Raw genomic sequence first — 16,512 nt, forward strand, 5'->3', positions numbered from 1 at the left:
CCTCAGACAGGTTTTTCCACGCGGCGGGCAAAGCCGTGCGCGGCGCGCAGCGCGCCCCACGCGGCGTGGCCATGCACCGCCCAGGCGCCCACCTGCGCCAGGCCGGCGAGGCGCGCCAGCCACGGCTGCGGCCAGCACACGGCGGCCACCAGCAACGGCGCGGCCGCGGCCTGCGCCAGCAGGACGCGTCGTTTGTGCACATCCGGCAGCAGGCGCTGCACGCCGGGAATCTGCACGCCGCGCCGGATCTGGTGGCGCAGGCCGATCCAGGCGATGAAGGGCACGATCTCCAGCAGCATCGCGCCGACCAGCAGCGGCAGGCCAACGCCCAGCGCCAGCGCAGCGGCCAGCGGGCCGCGGCCGGCCAGCAGCGCCACCGCGGCCAGCAGCAACGCGATCAGGCCCAGGCGCCATTGCCGGTACAGCGGATTGCGGCGCGCCACCGGCACCGGCCACTGCAGCCACGCCGCGGCCAGCGCGAACGTGGCGCCGCCCAGCGCCACCACCCACGGCAGCACGCCATCCGCGCCGTGCGCGAGATGCCATGCCGCCGCCAGCGGCAGCGCCAGCGCGACGACGCCCAGCCAGGTCGCCTGCGCGCGCGCCGGCACGCTGCCGGTGGCCTGGAACATCGGCATGGTGACCCGTCCCACCGCGGCGAGCAGCAGCACCATCCAGCCCAGCACGCCGAACGCCGCGTGCGCGTCCACCGCGGCCGCCGGCCACGGTTGCCGGCCGGCGATCAACAGCGCGAGCGCGCCGCCCGCCAGCGCGGCCGCCACGCCGTAGCCCAGCGCGGCGGCGATGCCCGCGCGCAGCAGACGTTCCCCCGTGGCAACGAACAGGCCGGGCAGCGTCATCGCCGCCAGCCACAGGAAGGCCAGCGGCAGCAGCACGCCCGCCGCGGACAGCAGGCGATGCGCACCGGCATGCAAGCCCGCCACCAGCAGCAGCACGCCGAGATTGAACGTCGCGTGCAGCCACGGCGCGCTGCGGCGCCAGCGCAGCTCCGCGCCCACCGCCACCGGCAGGAACTGCAACAGGCTGCCGAACATCGCGTTGCCCAGCACGCCCAGCGCCCATGCGTGCACCAGCGCCAGGGTGGCCGGATGCCAGCGCGAATGCAGCGGCGCGGCGCCGTCGATCAGCAGCAGCACGCCACCCGCGATGCCCCAGCACGGCATCGCCAGCAGGAAGCGCAGCGGCAACGTCGCCGCCGGCGCCTGTTCAAGCCGCAGTTTCGGCATCGTCGGGGCGCCGGATCACCACGCGCACGCTGCCGTCCGCCTGCGCTTCTTCCGGCTCCGCGTCGAAGCCCATATGGGCGAGTTCCATCAGCAGCGGACGCGGCAGGCGCGGCGCCACGATGGCCACCGCGCCGCCCGGCGCCAGCCGGTTCGCGGCGTCCAGCGCCCGCACCATGGGTTCGGGCGCCTCGAGATGACGCAGGTCGAGTTCGTGGGAAGGCATGCCGGCATTGCAGCACCGGCGCTGCCGTGCCGGCGCTGACGCAGGTCAAGCGGCGGCACGGTGGCGCGGGTCGTGGGTCAGAACTTGTACGCGACCATCAGGCGGTTGTAGACGAAGGGCCGGTTGCCCGGATTGAGGCCCGTACCGCCGGTGGACCGCTCCCAGCGGTTGCGCAGCGACAAGCCCTTCAGGTAGCCGTCGAAGTTGTAGATGGCGTCGAAGTAGACGTCGTGGCTGTCGCCGCGCAGCTTCGTCTCGTAGCTGGCGTAGGCGGCGGTCAGCAGCAGGCGGTCGTCCAGCAGGCCGTAGGAGAAGCGGGCCTTCCACGCCGTGCCCGGCCCCTGCTCCACCAGGCCGCGGATCATCGACGTGGTGTACAGCGGATCGCTGGCCCAGCCCGCGGTATACGGCGAAACCAGCGCCCCGCCGCCGATCGCCCCGCCCTGCTGGCCGATCCGGTTCCAGGACACGTCGAACTTGCCGTGCGGGATGTTGATGCCGGCGTTCGCGCCCCATGCGCGGCTGTCCACCTTGTGGCCGCCCACGCCGAACAGGGCCAGCCCGCTCTCGGCGGGGATGCTGCCCGAGCCGGCGTGCTCCTCGACGTACTGCGCGGCGACGAACGGGTCGAAGCCGCTGCCGGTCTTGAACGTGTAGCTGCCGTCGGCGTAGCCCATGCGCGCGAAGTCGATGAAGTCGTAATACCAGGCCTGGCCCTTGAAGCCACGGGACTCCCAGGTGGTGCCCAGCGCCCAGGTGCCGGGCGTCGTCTTCGCGGTGGCGGGCAGTCCGGCGATGCCGCCGTACAGCGCATCGCCGCGGTAGGCGACCGGGTAGTAGAGGTTGTCGAAGTGGTAGCCGTCCGAGGTGCGGCTCTTCCAGCCGAAGCTGCGCAGCCCGTAGATGTCCCAGCCCTTGGCCGGGGTGAACCCGGCCAGCACCGCCTGGTAGGACGCCGGCAGCACGCGCGCGTCGCTGCTGCCCATCCACGGCGTGTTGAGGTACTGCTGGCCGGCGCGCACCAGCACGCCGTGGTTCTTGTACTGCACGTAGGCCTGGCCCAGCGCGCTGAGGCTGTTGCCGTCGCCCATCATGGTGGTGTCGAGCTTGTCCGGGTTGGACGGGCGCGTGCCGAGCGCGTTCGCGGTCAGCAGCGAGGCGCCCAGGCTGAAGCCGTCGCCGAATTCCGCCGTGCGCAGGTTCAGCAGCAGCGCGCCGGACAGCGCGTGCGCGTCGGGCTTGGCGTTGCTGTCGTAGATGCGGTCGAAATTGTAGAGGCGCAGCTCACCGTCGGCGTGGCCTTGGGTGAAGACGTCGCCGAGGGTGTCGGCATGGGCGCCGAAGCTCGCGCTGCCCAGCACGACGGCGGCAGCAAGGGCAATCAGGGTGTGGCGCATGGGGAAACTCCAAGCAGGGAAAAAGAGCGGCGGCGGCCCGCAGGCGCGACGCGGCCGTCGCGGGCACGCCCGCGCGCAATGCCTGTCGTCGTGCGGGACGTGCGCGGGCGTCGGTTCAAGTTCCGCCGAGGTGGCGCTTGATCGCCTCGACGAACGCCGGATCGAGCCGGCCGATGCGGCTGGTGCGCGTCACGATGCGACCATCGGCATCGAGCAGGATCAGCTCGCTGGAATGATTGAATTCGCCGTCGGGCAACTGGCGGTACTGCAGGCCAAGCACGCCGGAGAGCTGGCGCACCTCGGCCGGCTCGGCGCGCGCCAGCGTCCACGCCGGGGCGTCCAGCTGGCGTTTCGCGGCGTAGTCGCGCAGCGCCGCCACGCTGTCGCGGGCCGGGTCGAAGCTCACCGCCAGCAGGTCGATCCGGGCGCGCTCGGCGGGATCCAGCGCCTTGCGGGTGGCGCGCATGCTGTCGATGATCATCGGGCAGACCATCTGGCAGGAGCCGTAGAACATGGTCACCAGCTGCGGGCGGCCGCGCCGTTCGGACAGCAGTTGCCGGTGGCCGTCCTGGTCGGTGAGCTGCACCTTGAGGTTGTACACGGAGTCGCCGGGCAACGGCCCGGCCGCATGCACCGCGCCGAACGCAAGCATCAGGACGAAAAGCAGCAGCAATCGTTTCATGGGGTACCTCGCATGACTCGCCACGCCGTACTCGGGACGGACGAACGCGGTCCCGCGCTGGTCCGGTTCGCCGCTGGCCCGCCGGGCGAGCCCACGCGCGCGACCCGGCCTCGGGCCGCCTGACGGCCGGGGACGATCAGGGTTTCGCGCAACGGAAACCCATGTTGTTGGTGGTGTCCGAGGCCTTCAGCGCGGAGAGCATGGCGATGCGCATCAGCACCGCGTAGTTCTCCTTCTGCTGCAGGCTGACGGCGCCTGCGCCGCAGAACTTCAGGAGGTCGGGGTCGTTCTGGTCGCGGCTGTCGCTGGCGACCAGCAATGCATTGAAATCATCCACCCACTCCCACACCGGCTGGGTGACGTCGCGCACGCCGTACGCGTTCGCGGCACCGCCGATGTCGGGCAGCGGCGCGTTGGACGGGCGCGAGTACCAGGCCAGCAGGCGCTCGCGCCAGGCGGGATCGCTGCGCGCGTCGTGCCGGGTGGCGTCGGCCGCGGCGGCGTATTCCCATTCGTACCAGGTGGGCAGGCGCGCGCCTTCGCTTTCGCAATAGGCCTGGGCCGCGAACCAGCTCACCCTAGTCACCGGCTGGCGCGGCTTCGCCTCGCCGCCCAGCGTGGCCGGACCGGCCCAGTGGCTGAGATAGCGTGCGTCGGCGAGGATGCTGGCGACGTGGTCGCGTCGCCATTCCGGATGGGTCTTCACGAAGGCCAGGAACTCGGCGTTGGTGACCGGCTCGGTGCGCAGGCGGAACGGCGCGACCTGCGCCGGCGCCGCCTTGCCGTCCGCCGGCAGCACGCTGGCGAAGCGACCTCCCGGCAGGGCGGCGTAGTCTGCCGCCGCTGCCGGCAGTGCCAGCATCAGGCCCAGGGCCATGGCCAGCCGGGTGAGCATGTCAGTGCTCCGCAGCCGCCGGAGTGGCCGCCGCGCGGGCCTTGCCCACTTCTTCCTTGGTGTACTGGCCGCCCGGGTTGCCCCAGCTGTTGATCACGTAGGTGAGGATGTTCGCCACCTCGTCGTCGGTGAGCTGGGCCATCGGCGGCATCACCGAGTCGTACTCGTGCCCGTTGACCTTGACCTTGCCGCTCAGGCCGTGGGTGACGATGGTCATCGCGCGCTTCGGATCGGCCGCCAGGAAATCGGACTTGGCCAGCGGCGGGAACACGTTCGGCAGGCCTTCGCCGTTCGCCTGGTGGCAGACCGAGCAGGTGCCGGTGAACAGCTGCTTGCCGGCGGCGATCTGGTCTTCCTTGGTCAGCGTGCCGGCCGCGTGCGCGGTGGCCGCCGTGCTGACCGCCTTCAGGTTCGGCTCAGAACGGTCGCCCAGGTACACCGAGTCGACCTCCTTGCCCGAATAGATCGCCTTGTTCTCCGGGCCGTCCACCTTGAGGATGCCCAGCGCGCCCTTGTTGAATGCGCGGAAGATCGAATGGTCGACCAGCACGTAGCTGCCCGGCACGTCGGTGTGGAACTCCACGATCGCCGCGCCGCCCGCCGGGATCAGCGTGGTCTGCACGTTGTGCTGGGCCACCGTGCCGCCTTCGGGCTGCACGCGGTCGAAGATCTCGCCGATGACGTGGAAGCTGGACACCAGGTTGGGACCGCCGTTGCCCACGAACAGGCGCACGTTCTGGTTGGTCTTGGCCGTCAGTGCGTTGTCGCCGGTGAGCGCGCCTTCCTTGCCGTTGAACAACACGTAGGTCGGCTTCTCGTCGATCGCCTTCTCCATGTCGAACGGCTGCAAGCCCTTCTCGCGGTACTTGCCCGTGGTGTAGAAGTCGCCCTGCATCACGTAGTACTCGTGGTCGACCGGCGGCAGGCCCTCCGGCGGCTCGACCAGGATCAGGCCGTACATGCCGTTCGCGATGTGCATGCCCACCGGCGCGGTGGCGCAGTGGTAGACGTAGATGCCCTGGTTCAGCGCCTTGAACGTGAACTGCGACTGGTGGCCGGGCGCGGTGAAGCTGGACGCCGCGCCGCCGCCGGGTCCGGTGACGCCGTGCAGGTCGATGTTGTGCGGCATCTTGCTGTCCGGCGCGTTCTTCAGGTGGAACTCCACCGTGTCGCCCTGGCGCACGCGGATGAAGCTGCCCGGCACGGTGCCGCCGAAGGTCCAGAACGTGTAGCTGACGCCCTCGGAGATCTGCATCTCCTTCTCCACCACTTCCAGGTCCACGATGACCTTGGCCGGATAGTTGCGATTGACCGGCGGCGGCACGTGCGGCGGGCTGGTCAGCACCGCGTGGATGGGCTGGCCCTGGGGCGGACCGAAATCGACGGGGGCGCCGAGGCCGGTCGGCGCCGGGGCGGCATGCGCATCCCCCGCCAGGGCCGCCGTTGCCACGTCGCGCGAACCGCCGCACGCGGCAAGCAGCAGCGTGGCGGTCATCGCGGCAATACAAAGTGCGTACTTCATGGTGTGGCTCCTTGTTGTCGACGCCATCGTGCCCACTGCGTGCGGGCCTCCGCTTGACCGTGATCAAGTGCGAAAAGTGCTGCGTCAAGCCGCCACAGAGCCTGCGGGCACGGGCCTGCCGCGATGTTCCCGGGCAGGAAAGAAACGGCCCGCGTGGGCGGGCCGTCTGCGTCGGGAACGCGCGGGTTCGCGCGTGGCGGCGGGCGCCTCAGCCGCGGCGCGGAAGCATGCGGCGCAAGGTGTTGTCGCGCATCCACCCGTGGTGGAACAGCGCGGCGGCGGCATGCAGGCCGATCAGCCAGTAGCCCAGCGTGCCGATGGTCTCGTGGATGCCCTCCAGCGAATGGCCCAGCGTGTCGTCCGCCGCGATCAATGCAGGCAACTCCAGCCCGAAGAACGGCACCGGCTTGCCCAGCGCGCTCAGCGTGAACCAGCCCAGCAAGGGCATCGCCAGCAGGAACGCGTACAAGGCCAGATGCACCAGGCCGGCGAGGCGCGCCTGCCAGACCGGCAGCGGCGGCCGGATCGGCGGCGGTGCGCCGTCGGCGGCGCGCAGGGCCAGCCGCAGCGGCAGCAGCGCCAGCACCGTCAGGCCCAGCACGAAATGCCAGGTCTTCATCGCCGCATGCGCATCGCTGCCGCGCGGATAGATGCCGCGCAATTCGATCAGCGCGTAGACGGCGATCAGCAGCAGCACGGTGAGCCAGTGCAGCGCGATCACGGCGCTGCCGTAACGTCCTGTGGCATGTCTGCGGTTCATGCGTACTCCCTCCGTTGAGCCCCATGGATGCTTGCGGTCCCGTCGTTGCCGCCGCCGGACGTGCCCTGGCGGCCCCTGCCGCTCAGGCCACCAGCAGGTTCTGGCCCAGCTCGCGCAACTGCTCCGGCGCATGCAGGTGCAGCATGCGGCCCTTGATCACCACCAGCCCCTTCGCGCGGAAACGGCTCAAGGTGCGGCTCACCGTTTCGGCGGCGAGGTTGAGATGGTTCGCGATGTCGCTGCGCGACATGCTGAGGTGGAAGTGCGTGCCCGGGAAACCGCGCGCCGCGTAGCGCTCGCCGAGATCGACCAGGAACGCCGCCATGCGCTCGTCCGCGCTGTGGTCGCCGGCCAGCAGCCGCGCCATGCTCAACTGCCGGCTGATCAGCTGGAACAGGTGCCGCTGTATCGCCGGCTGCTGCGTGGCCAGCTCGCTCATCGCGGGGAAGGAGAAGCGGCAGAACTGCGCATCCTCCAGCGCTACCGCGTCGCAGGGAAAGCGATCCGGATAGATCGCGTCCAGGCCGATCACCTCGCCCGGCAGGAAGAAGCCCAGCACGTGTTCGCGGCCGTGCTGGTCCAGCTGGCGCGTCTTCACGGTGCCGGCGCGCACCGCGAACACCGACTCGAACGGATCGCCCTGGCGGAACACCGTCTCGCCGGCGCGGTACGGGCCCAGGTGTTGCATCAGGCCGTGCAGCGGCGACAGCTCGGGCCTGCCGTAGCCCACCATGGCGCACGCGCTGGACAGCGCGCAGCTGCGGCAGAAATCCGAGGCGACGTCCGCCGGGAACACCGCCGTGACGCCCGGGCGTCCGGCGGAGGGAGGTTGGCCGGCGCCCGCGGAAGACCCGTGCACCGTTCCGGTGCTCATATCGCGCGCGAGAACCGGGGCGCCGCCGCCCTGCCGAGGTAGGCGTCGAAGCACATCGCCACGATGCGCAGCAGCAGGCGGCCGCGCGGGGTGACCCGGATCATGCGCTCGTCCAGCGTCACCAGGCCGTCGCCGGCCAGCGCGTGCAGGCGCTCCATCTCGGCCTCGAAGTATTCCGCGAACACGAGCCCGCGCTGCGCGCCGAATTCCGGCATGTCCAGTTCGCCGTAGCACATCAGCTGGACGATCACCTCGCGGCGGATCAGGTCGTCGGTGTTCAGCGACAGCCCGCGCGCGATCGGCAGGCGGCCGTTGTCCAGCGCGGCGTAGTAGCCGGTGAGGTCGCGCGCGCTCTGGCTGTAGCTGTCGCCGATGCGGCCGATCGCGCTGACGCCCAGGCCCACGATGTCGCATTCGCCATGGGTGGAATAGCCCTGGAAATTGCGCTGCAAGGTGCCGGCGCGCTGCGCCGTCACCAGTTCGTCGTCGGCGCGGGCGAAGTGATCCATGCCCACGTAGACGTAGCCGGCCTCGCCGAGGCGGGCCAGCGCGCGGCCGATCAGGGCCAGGCGCGTGGCGGGATCGGGCAGCTCGTCCGCGTTGATCTGCCGCTGCGCCTTGAACATCTCCGGCAGGTGCGCGTAGGCGTAGACCGCCACGCGGTCCGGCGCCAGCGCGATCACCTCGTCCAGCGTGTGCTCGAAGCCGGCCACGGTCTGCCGCGGCAGGCCGTAGATCAGGTCCACGCTGCTGGAACGGAAGCCGCTGGCGCGCGCCGTCTCCAGCACCTCGCGGGTCTGCGCCACGCTCTGGATGCGGTTCACCGCCTCCTGCACCGCCGGATCGAAATCCTGGATGCCCACCGAGATGCGGTTGAAGCCCAGCTCGCCGATGCCGCGGATGTAGTCGGCGTCGGCGAAGCGCGGGTCGATCTCGATGCCGAACTCGCGGCTGCTGTCCGGGCTGAAGCTGAAGTGGCGCGCCAGCACGCCCATCAGCTCCTGCATGCGCGGCACGTCGAGGAAGTTCGGCGTGCCGCCGCCGAAGTGCAGCTGCGTCACCTGGCGGTCGCGGTCGAACAACCGCGCCACCAGCTCCACCTCGCGGTACAGCCGTTCCAGATAGCGGTCGGCCTTGCCCACGTCGCGGGTGATGATGCGGTTGCAGCCGCAGTAGAAGCACGGGCTGACGCAGAACGGCACGTGCACGTACAGCGACAGCGAGCGCGGGATCGGCTCTTCGTTGGAGGCCTGGATCGCCGAGCGCAGCGAGCGCTCGTCGAAACTGCCGTGGAACTGCGGCGCCGTGGGATAGCTCGTGTAACGCGGCCCGGCCACGTCGTAGCGCGCGATCAACGCGGGGTCGAATTCGGGGATCTGGATGACGTGGCTCATGGACGAAGTGTGCGTACGCGCCGGCGGGAAGGCATTGACTCATGTCAAGGCTGCGCGCCTGCCCGCGCGCGGCAGCGTCGAATTCCGCTGCGCCCTGCGCGCCCGCCGATCGGCGCGATCGTCCGTGAGTCGAAATGCCGCAGCGCCGGCAGCACGAACGAATGCTCGCTTGATGCAGATCAGGAGAGCTGTTTTCGCGGGGCATAGCATGCCGGCCGCGCTTCCCTCCAATCCACTCTCCCAAGGAGATTTGCATGGCCTCAGACACCTTACCTGCGGACCAGGCCGGTCCGCAGGACCGCACCAGCCGGGTGCTAGTCTGGATACTCGTCGCCGTCACCATCGCCTGCTCGCTCGGCATGCTGGCGGCCACGCGCAGCACCTACCAGCAGGCCGCCCCGATCCCGCAATCGATGGCCACCGCCAATGGCACGCCGGTACTGACCTACGCCGACATCGTCGCCGGCAAGTCCGGTTTCCAGAAAGCCGACCTGATGGACTACGGCAGCCTGTACGGCATGGGCTCGGCCTTCGGCGAGGACTACACCGCCGAATACCTCGTGCAACTGGCGAAGGAAGTGCAGAACAACCTGGCGCTGGAACGCCACGGCCAGCCGTTCGACGCGATCAGTGCCGAGCAGCAGTCCGGCATCACCACGGCCATGCGCACGGAACTGCAGGGCATCGACCTCAGCCAGCCGCAAGTGGTGCTGCCCGACGCGGTGGCCAAGGCCATCGCCACGTTGCGCGAGCGCATCGGCGAATCCCTGCGCACCGACAACTTCACCAAGGGCTATACCGGCGCCCGCTCGCTGAATGCCGATAGCGCACGGCAGACCGCCGACTTCCTGCTCTACTCCTCGCTGACCACGGTTGCGCGCCGTCCCGGCAAGGGCTACTCGTGGACCAGCAACTGGCCGTCCGAACCGCTGGTGGGCAACAGCCCCACGCCCAGCACGTTCACCTGGACCTGGGCCTCGTTCACCATGGTGTTCTTCGCCATCGGCGCGATCCTGGTGATCTTCCGCCTGTGGATCGAGCCCAGGGCGCCGAACGAAACCTTCGAGCCCGTGCTGGAGAAGTTCCGCACGCCCACGCCCAGCCAGAAGGCCTTGTGGAAGTACTTCCTGGTGGTGGCCGGCGTGCTGCTGGTGCAGATCCTCGTTGGCTCGATCATGGCGCACTACTACACCGAGCGCGCCAGCTTCTACGGCATCGACATCGACCGCTGGCTGCCGTTCGCCTTCCTGCGCAGCGTGCACCTGCAGGCGCCCATCGTGTGGATCGGCGTGAGCTGGATCGCGGGCGGCCTGTTCCTCGCCCCGATCATCGGCCGCGGCGAGCCGCGCGGGCAGCGCTTCCTGGTGAACACGATCTTCTGGGTGCTGGTGGTCATCGTGGCGGGCGCCTTGACCGGCAACTACCTCGGCATCGCCGGCGTCGTCGACAAGCACTGGTTCTGGTTCGGCAACCAGGGCCTGTCCTACCTGGAGATGGGGCGTTTCTGGCAGATCCTGTTCTTCGTCGGCCTCGCCGTGTGGTGCCTGGTGCTGCTGCGCGCGTTCGGACCCACGTTGCGCACGCTGTTCCGGCAGAGCGGCTCGCTGTACGGCCTGTTCCGCATCGAGCACCTGGTGTGGATCAGCACGCTGACCGTGGCCCTGTTCTACGTGTTCGGCATGATCCCGCTGGCGTCGCCCAATCCCTCGTTCTCGATCACCGACTTCTGGCGCTGGTGGGTGGTGCACCTGTGGGTGGAGCTGGCCTTCGAGCTGTTCACCGCGTCGGTCACCGGCTACTTCCTGATGGCGCTGGGGCTGGTGTCGCGACAGATGGCTGAGCGCGCGGTGCTGTTCGAATGGATCCTCATCGTCATCGGCGGCGTACTCGGCACCGGCCACCACCTGTACTGGGCCGGCGAGCCCGGCCTGTGGGTGGGCGTGGGCAGCATGTTCTCCTTCATCGAGGTGTTGCCGCTGGTGCTGCTGGCGCTGGAGGCGATCGACCAGCAGAAGCACATCCGGGAGAAGAAGGGCTTCCCGTACAAGCTGGCCTATCTCTACATCCTGGGCGCGGCGTTCTGGAATTTCGTGGGCGCCGGCGTGTTCGGCGGCGGCACGCTCAACGCGCCGCTGGTGAACTACTACGAGCACGGCACCTTCCTCACGCTCAACCACGCGCACACTTCGATGTTCGGCGCCTTCGGCCTGCTGGCGATCGGCCTGCTCTACATGGTGCTGCGCTACTTCAACGGCGAGCGTCCGTGGAGCGACCGTTGCGGCCTGTGGGCGTTCTGGCTCTACAACATCGGTCTGGTGATGTGGATCGTGATGAACTTCTATCCGGTGGGCTGGCCGCAGTTGGAAGCGGTCTACACGCACGGTTACGCCTATGCGCGCAGCCTCGCGTTCTACGACACCACCACGTTCTGGCAGTGGATGCGCATGCCCGGCGACATCGTGTTCGCCGTCGGCGCACTGCTCATGGCCTGGGACTTCGTGTCCAAGCTGTGGACCCAGCGCCAGGCCCGCATCGCAGCCCCTGCTGCGCGGTAACTGCGCGAACAGCCGGTGGATGGACTCCACCGGCTGTTTTCCTTCATGGCCGTCCACTTCGCGTTGCCGGTCCGCTCCACTTGCCGTGGCGATTGAAATCGAACGTCGGCCGATGGCGCTTCAGCCCACCCCGCGCACGGGCCGGATCGCCCAGGCGCCCAGCGCGACCAGGATCGCCGCGATGACGAACAGCGCCGCATAACCGCCGCTGGCCGCCAGCACGGCCGGCGCCAGCGCCGGCACCAGCGACTGCGGCAGCACGTTTGCGATGTTGAGGATGCCGAGGTTTCGCGCCGCATGGGTCTCGCTGTCCGGCAGCACGTCGGTCACCAGCGCCAGGTGCACGGCCAGGTACATGCCCTGGCCGGCGCCGGTGAGCGCCATGCCCACCAGGAACCAGGCATACGAGGCCGCGAACGCGATCACCAGCAACGCCAGCGCGTAGATCAGCGCCGCGGCGGCCACGAACACCTTGCGCCGCCCGGCGCTGTCCGACAGGCGCCCGCCCACCACGCTGAACACCGTCACCGTGCAGGCCTGCACCAGCGTGGACAGGAAGATCAGCCGCGGCACCTCGGCGGGCGTGCGTCCCTGATGCTCCATCAGGTACAGGCCCTGGTACGTCAGCAGCGTGGCGACGCCGGCGAACAGCAGGAAGCGGCTGCCCCAGGCCCAGCCGAAGTCGGGAAAGCGCCGGGGGTTGATCCAGAAGCAGTCGAGGAGCTCGCGCAGGTCGTAATGCGGCCGCTGCGACGGCGGCAGCCGGCGATCCGGCAGCAGCCAGACCAGCCACGCCGCACAGGCGACCGCAATCGTCGCCGGCACCAGGAACATCGCCAGCGTCGAACCCGCCATCGCCTGCACCAGGAACGTGCCCGCCACCATGCCCACCGGCAGGCTGACGCCGATGATGCCGGACACCGTGCCGCGCTGCCGTTGCGGCACCTGGTCGGGCAGGATCGCCACCAGCGCGGCCAGCTCGGCGTTGTAGGCAAGCTGGGTGATGCACCAGCCGACCAGGATCTGCGCCACCGACGTGGCCTGCGCCACCAGCGCCAGCCCGGCCATGCCGCCCAGCGCGCCGCCCAGCAGCCAGGGCCGGCGCATGCCGTGGCGCCAGGTGGTGCGGTCCGACAGGTGGCCGAAGAACGGGTTGCCGAACAACGCGAGCAAGGCGCCCATGCCCATCACCAGCGACAGGTCGCTGGCGGCATGCACGGGATCGATCGCGCGGATGCGCAAGGTCAGGCCCACCAGGACAGGCGACAGCAAGGCCATCCACATGCCGGTATAGGCCAGCGCGTAGGCCGCCACGAACGGCCACCCGACCCGGCCACCGCCGGCCACGGCCGACGGGCATCCCCGCACGGTGGAGCGGAACTTGTCTTCGGCAAACTGCATCGGCATCCCGCGGGTCCAGTCCCCTTGCTCGGGCCCGGCGACCGGCCCCTCCCAAGTGTCCATTACACCCCAACACGAGGTCATGCGGCATGGTCTTGCGACGCGGGAGCTTCGCAAGACCGGCAGGAACACCGGCGACCGGCAGACCGCCACGCAAAACGCCGGACGCTACCGCTTCGCAGGCGCGCCCGTGGACGCACGCGGCTGCAGCGCGTACGGGACATGCGTCTGCAGTTGCAGGGCCGGATCGCGGATCGAGGCCAGCACGCCCTCCACCGCCAGCCGCCCCATTTCGCGGCAGGGCTGGTGCACGGTGGTCAGGCCCGGCGAGACCAGCATCGCCACCGGCGTGTCGTCGAAGCCGCACACCGAAAGATCGCCCGGAATCGCCAGCCCCCGCGCATGCGCCTCGCGCATCACGCCGCAGGCCATGTCGTCGTTCGCGGCGAAGATCGCCGTGGGCGCGTTGCGCCGGTCGAGCAGGGCCTTCGCCCCGGCCACGCCGGAGGCGAAGCTGAAATCCCCCGGCACCACCAGCGACTCGTCGTACTCGATGCCGGCCTTGCGCAAGGCGTCGCGGTAGCCGCTCAACCGCCACACGTGCGCACCGTGCCCCTTCAGGCCGGCCACGTGGCCGATGCGCCGGTGCCCGAGCGCGATCAACTGCCTGACGATGTCGGCTGCCGCCTTGCGCTCGTCGAAGCCGATGTCGATGCGCGACTGGTGGGACCTGGAGGAAATCGTCGCGTAGCGCAGATCGAGTTCGTCGAGTCGCTGCAGCAGCTTGAGGTTGTTCGCGTGCGGCGGCACCAGGATCACAGCGTCGGGACGATGGTGCGCCACGAAGCGGTCTATCTGCGCCACCGGATCGTCCGACGCCTCGAACGGGTGCAGCACTGCGTTGTACGGCGTGCCCTTGCACGCCTGCAGGACGCCCACGATCAGCTCCATCACGTAACTGGAGCCGGACGTCGGGTTGTCGTACAGCAGCGCGATCAGGTAGGAGCGGTTCCCCGCCAGGCTCCGTGCCGACGGGTTCGGCACGTAGTTCAGCGCGCGGATCGACGCCTCGATCCGCGTGCGCAACACGGCGCGCACGCTGGGATGGCCGTTCAACACACGCGACACCGTCTTGGTGGATACGCCGGCGTGCGCAGCGACGTCTTCGATTCTTGCAGGCATGGATCGGCAAACCCCGGTGCCGTGTGACTGGGCGGCGGCACATGCTACCCCAAGCGGAAGGCGCGCGGCCGTCCGGATTCCGCCTGTTTGTAGCAAGAATGACAGCGCTTGTACATTCTGTTGACAGCGCTGGTACATTTGATTAGCTTGCGCCCACTGCGAAAGCCGGCCATGCCGCAACGCACAACGCGTGGGGAAAACCTGATGAAGAGTCGTCACTGGAGCGGACTGGCCGGGATGGGGGTCTTGCTGTGCATGGCCAGCGCGCTTGGCGTCGCCAGGGACCAACCGTCAGCCACGCACTACACCGACTGGCCCGCGATCAAGGGCGCGGACTCCGCTGACGCTGCGCTCGACGCACGCGTGGCGAAGATCGTGGCCGGCATGACGCTGGCGCAGAAGGTCGGGCAGATGACCCAGGCCGAGATCAAGTCGATCACCCCGGACGAGGTGCGCCAGTACTACATCGGCTCGGTGCTCAACGGCGGCGGCTCCTGGCCGCACGCCAACAAGCATGCCGGCATCCAGGACTGGCTCAAGCTCGCCGACGCCTACCACGACGCCTCGATGGGCACCGACATGGCGGTGAAGATTCCGATCATCTGGGGCATCGACGCGGTGCACGGCGACAACAACGTGTTCGGCGCCACGCAGTTCCCGCAGAACGTCGGCCTCGGCGCCGCCCACGACGTGGAGCTGGTGCGCGAGATCGGCGCAGCCACCGCGAAAACGGTACGCGCCACCGGCGTCACCTGGACCTTCGCGCCCACCGTGGCGGTGGCGCAGAACGCGCGCTGGGGACGCAGCTACGAGAGCTTCTCCACCGACCCCGGCCTGGTGCACGACTACGCGCGTGCCTACGTGGAAGGCCTGCAGGGCGACTTCGGGCCGCACAACGTGATGGCCACCGCCAAGCACTTCGTCGGCGACGGCTCCACCTGGCAGGGCGTCGACCAGGGCGAGTCGCGGGTCGACAAGGCCACGATGATCAACGTGCACGGCGCCGGCTACTTCGGCGCGCTCCAGGCCGGCACGCTCAGCGTGATGGCGTCCTACAACAGCTGGAACGACATCGCCGACGGCGTGAACTACGGCAAGATGTCCGGCGCGCACGCGCTGCTCACCGATGCGCTGAAGCACAGGATGGGCTTCCACGGCTTCGTGGTGTCCGACTGGAACGCGATCGGCCAGTTGCCCGGCTGCAGCAACGCAAGTTGTCCGCAGTCGATCAACGCAGGCATGGACATGGTGATGGTGCCCGACGACTGGAAGGCCTTCATCGCCAACACCATGCGCCAGGTGAAGGACGGCGAGATCCCGATGGCGCGCATCGACGACGCCGTCAGCCGCATCGTCCGCGCCAAGCTGCGCATGGGCCTGTTCGACGGCAAGCGGCCCTCGCAACTGCCCGGCGCCGGCGACGCGAACCTGCTGCAGGATCGCCCGCTGGCGCGGCGCGCGGTGCGCGAATCGCTGGTGCTGCTGAAGAACAACCACGACGTGCTGCCGCTCAAGCCCGGCGCGAAGCTGCTGGTGGTGGGCAAGAGCGCGGACAGCCTGCCGAACCAGAGCGGCGGCTGGTCGCTGACCTGGCAGGGCACGGACAACACGAACGCCGACTTCCCGCATGGCGAGACCATCCTCGCCGGCCTGCGCGCGGCCGCCGGCACGGCCAACGTCACCTACGACGAAACCGCGCAAGGCGTGAACCCGAAGGACTACGACGCCATCGTGGCGGTGATCGGCGAAACGCCCTACGCGGAGATGATGGGCGACATCCCGCCGTGGGAAACCCTGCGCTACAGCGACCACTACCCGCAGGACCTCGCGCTGCTGAAGCGGGTGGCGCAGTCAGGCAAGCCGGTGGTGGTGGTGTTCGTGGCGGGCCGTCCGCTCTACGTCAATGCCGTCCTCAACCTCGCCGATGCGTTCGTGATGGCGTGGCTGCCCGGCACCGAAGGCGGCGGCGTGGCCGACGTGCTGTTCGCCGGCGGCAAGGGCGCCGAGCACTACAACTTCCGCGGAACCCTGCCCCGCCCATGGCCCGGCCTGCCCTGCTCCGATCCGGCCAAGTCAGTCGCGGGACGCTGGCTGTTCGAGCCCGGCTACGGCCTGCGCTACCCCAGCAGGCACGAGCTGCCCGCCCTGCCCGACCACGCCGACGTCAAGGGCTGCGCCGACGCGTCCACGCTGCCGGTGTTCCACACCCTCGCCGTGGCGCCCTTCGCGCTGTACCTGGCCGATGGCGATGCCGCCCACGGCGAGCGCGCCGTGGGCTCGGATCTCAACGGCGAAATCGCCTGGCCGGAAGCCAGGCCCGTGCTGCGCCTGCGCACCGTGCAGGTCAACACGCAGCAGGACGCCAAGCAGATCACCTGGC

General features: G+C 69.5%; 13 protein-coding genes. 2 read left to right on the forward strand and 11 right to left on the reverse strand.

What is annotated here, in order from left to right; all coding sequences use genetic code 11:
* Positions 1-2: 2 nt before the first annotated feature.
* The 9 genes from PCA_RS11760 to hemN form a co-directional block, all read right to left on the reverse strand.
* The gene (locus PCA_RS11760) at positions 3-1,247 is read right to left on the reverse strand and encodes a hypothetical protein (RefSeq protein ID WP_181302810.1); all 1,245 of its coding nucleotides are present in this window, start codon (positions 1,245-1,247) and stop codon (positions 3-5) included.
* Positions 1,228-1,470, reverse strand: coding sequence for a DUF2249 domain-containing protein (locus PCA_RS11765; RefSeq protein ID WP_181302811.1), 243 nt, complete (start codon positions 1,468-1,470; stop codon positions 1,228-1,230). Before PCA_RS11765 ends, PCA_RS11760 begins: the two co-directional genes overlap by 20 nt.
* 77 nt (positions 1,471-1,547) lie before the next feature.
* Positions 1,548-2,867, reverse strand: coding sequence for a hypothetical protein (locus tag PCA_RS11770; RefSeq protein ID WP_181302812.1), 1,320 nt, complete (start codon positions 2,865-2,867; stop codon positions 1,548-1,550).
* A 115-nt stretch (positions 2,868-2,982) separates the two neighbouring features.
* Positions 2,983-3,549 carry an SCO family protein gene (locus tag PCA_RS11775; RefSeq protein ID WP_181302813.1) on the reverse strand — a complete coding sequence of 189 codons (567 nt, stop codon included), beginning with the start codon at positions 3,547-3,549 and terminating at the stop codon, positions 2,983-2,985.
* A gap of 136 nt (positions 3,550-3,685) precedes the next feature.
* Positions 3,686-4,444, reverse strand: coding sequence for a formylglycine-generating enzyme family protein (locus PCA_RS11780; RefSeq protein WP_181302814.1), 759 nt, complete (start codon positions 4,442-4,444; stop codon positions 3,686-3,688).
* A 1-nt stretch (position 4,445) separates the two neighbouring features.
* Positions 4,446-5,966 carry a copper-containing nitrite reductase gene (gene nirK / locus PCA_RS11785; protein WP_255436812.1) on the reverse strand — a complete coding sequence of 507 codons (1,521 nt, stop codon included), beginning with the start codon at positions 5,964-5,966 and terminating at the stop codon, positions 4,446-4,448.
* 208 nt (positions 5,967-6,174) lie between these two features.
* Positions 6,175-6,726 (reverse strand): cytochrome b, encoded by a 552-nt coding sequence (locus PCA_RS11790; protein WP_181302816.1) that lies wholly within the window; start codon positions 6,724-6,726, stop codon positions 6,175-6,177.
* An 82-nt stretch (positions 6,727-6,808) separates the two neighbouring features.
* Positions 6,809-7,600, reverse strand: coding sequence for a cyclic nucleotide-binding domain-containing protein (locus PCA_RS11795; protein WP_181302817.1), 792 nt, complete (start codon positions 7,598-7,600; stop codon positions 6,809-6,811).
* Entirely contained in the window at positions 7,597-8,994 is a 1,398-nt protein-coding gene (gene hemN / locus PCA_RS11800; protein WP_181302818.1) for an oxygen-independent coproporphyrinogen III oxidase, read from the reverse strand. The genes PCA_RS11795 and hemN overlap by 4 nt, the downstream gene beginning before the upstream one ends.
* A gap of 254 nt (positions 8,995-9,248) precedes the next feature.
* Between hemN and PCA_RS11805 the strand changes: the two genes are divergently transcribed.
* Positions 9,249-11,549: a cbb3-type cytochrome c oxidase subunit I gene (locus PCA_RS11805; protein ID WP_181302819.1), complete on the forward strand. Its 2,301-nt coding sequence runs from the start codon at positions 9,249-9,251 to the stop codon at positions 11,547-11,549.
* A gap of 120 nt (positions 11,550-11,669) precedes the next feature.
* Here the strand turns inward: PCA_RS11805 and PCA_RS11810 are convergent, their stop codons facing one another.
* Positions 11,670-12,950, reverse strand: coding sequence for an MFS transporter (locus tag PCA_RS11810; protein ID WP_255436813.1), 1,281 nt, complete (start codon positions 12,948-12,950; stop codon positions 11,670-11,672).
* A 168-nt stretch (positions 12,951-13,118) separates the two neighbouring features.
* Positions 13,119-14,132, reverse strand: a complete 1,014-nt coding sequence (locus PCA_RS11815; protein WP_181302821.1) for a LacI family DNA-binding transcriptional regulator — start codon at positions 14,130-14,132, stop codon at positions 13,119-13,121.
* Between the two features lie 204 nt (positions 14,133-14,336).
* Between PCA_RS11815 and PCA_RS11820 the strand changes: the two genes are divergently transcribed.
* Positions 14,337-16,512, forward strand: a 2,176-nt coding sequence (locus tag PCA_RS11820; RefSeq protein ID WP_255436814.1) for a glycoside hydrolase family 3 protein, incomplete at its 3' end; no start/stop codon positions are given.

Origin of the sequence: Rhodanobacter sp. PCA2, from assembly GCF_013620825.1 — a bacterium.
Classification (GTDB): domain Bacteria; phylum Pseudomonadota; class Gammaproteobacteria; order Xanthomonadales; family Rhodanobacteraceae; genus Rhodanobacter_A.

Excerpts from the sequence above, each read along its gene's own strand:
- PCA_RS11765 (WP_181302811.1), bottom strand. The coding sequence starts at position 1,470 with ATGCCTTCCCACGAACTCGACCTGCGTCATCTCGAGGCGCCCGAACCC.
- PCA_RS11780 (WP_181302814.1), bottom strand. The coding sequence starts at position 4,444 with ATGCTCACCCGGCTGGCCATGGCCCTGGGCCTGATGCTGGCACTGCCG.
- PCA_RS11795 (WP_181302817.1), bottom strand. The coding sequence starts at position 7,600 with ATGAGCACCGGAACGGTGCACGGGTCTTCCGCGGGCGCCGGCCAACCT.
- hemN (WP_181302818.1), bottom strand. The coding sequence starts at position 8,994 with ATGAGCCACGTCATCCAGATCCCCGAATTCGACCCCGCGTTGATCGCG.
- PCA_RS11775 (WP_181302813.1), bottom strand. The coding sequence starts at position 3,549 with ATGAAACGATTGCTGCTGCTTTTCGTCCTGATGCTTGCGTTCGGCGCG.
- nirK (WP_255436812.1), bottom strand. The coding sequence starts at position 5,966 with ATGAAGTACGCACTTTGTATTGCCGCGATGACCGCCACGCTGCTGCTT.
- PCA_RS11770 (WP_181302812.1), bottom strand. The coding sequence starts at position 2,867 with ATGCGCCACACCCTGATTGCCCTTGCTGCCGCCGTCGTGCTGGGCAGC.
- PCA_RS11760 (WP_181302810.1), bottom strand. The coding sequence starts at position 1,247 with ATGCCGAAACTGCGGCTTGAACAGGCGCCGGCGGCGACGTTGCCGCTG.
- PCA_RS11790 (WP_181302816.1), bottom strand. The coding sequence starts at position 6,726 with ATGAACCGCAGACATGCCACAGGACGTTACGGCAGCGCCGTGATCGCG.
- PCA_RS11815 (WP_181302821.1), bottom strand. The coding sequence starts at position 14,132 with ATGCCTGCAAGAATCGAAGACGTCGCTGCGCACGCCGGCGTATCCACC.
- PCA_RS11810 (WP_255436813.1), bottom strand. The coding sequence starts at position 12,950 with ATGCAGTTTGCCGAAGACAAGTTCCGCTCCACCGTGCGGGGATGCCCG.
- PCA_RS11805 (WP_181302819.1), top strand. The coding sequence starts at position 9,249 with ATGGCCTCAGACACCTTACCTGCGGACCAGGCCGGTCCGCAGGACCGC.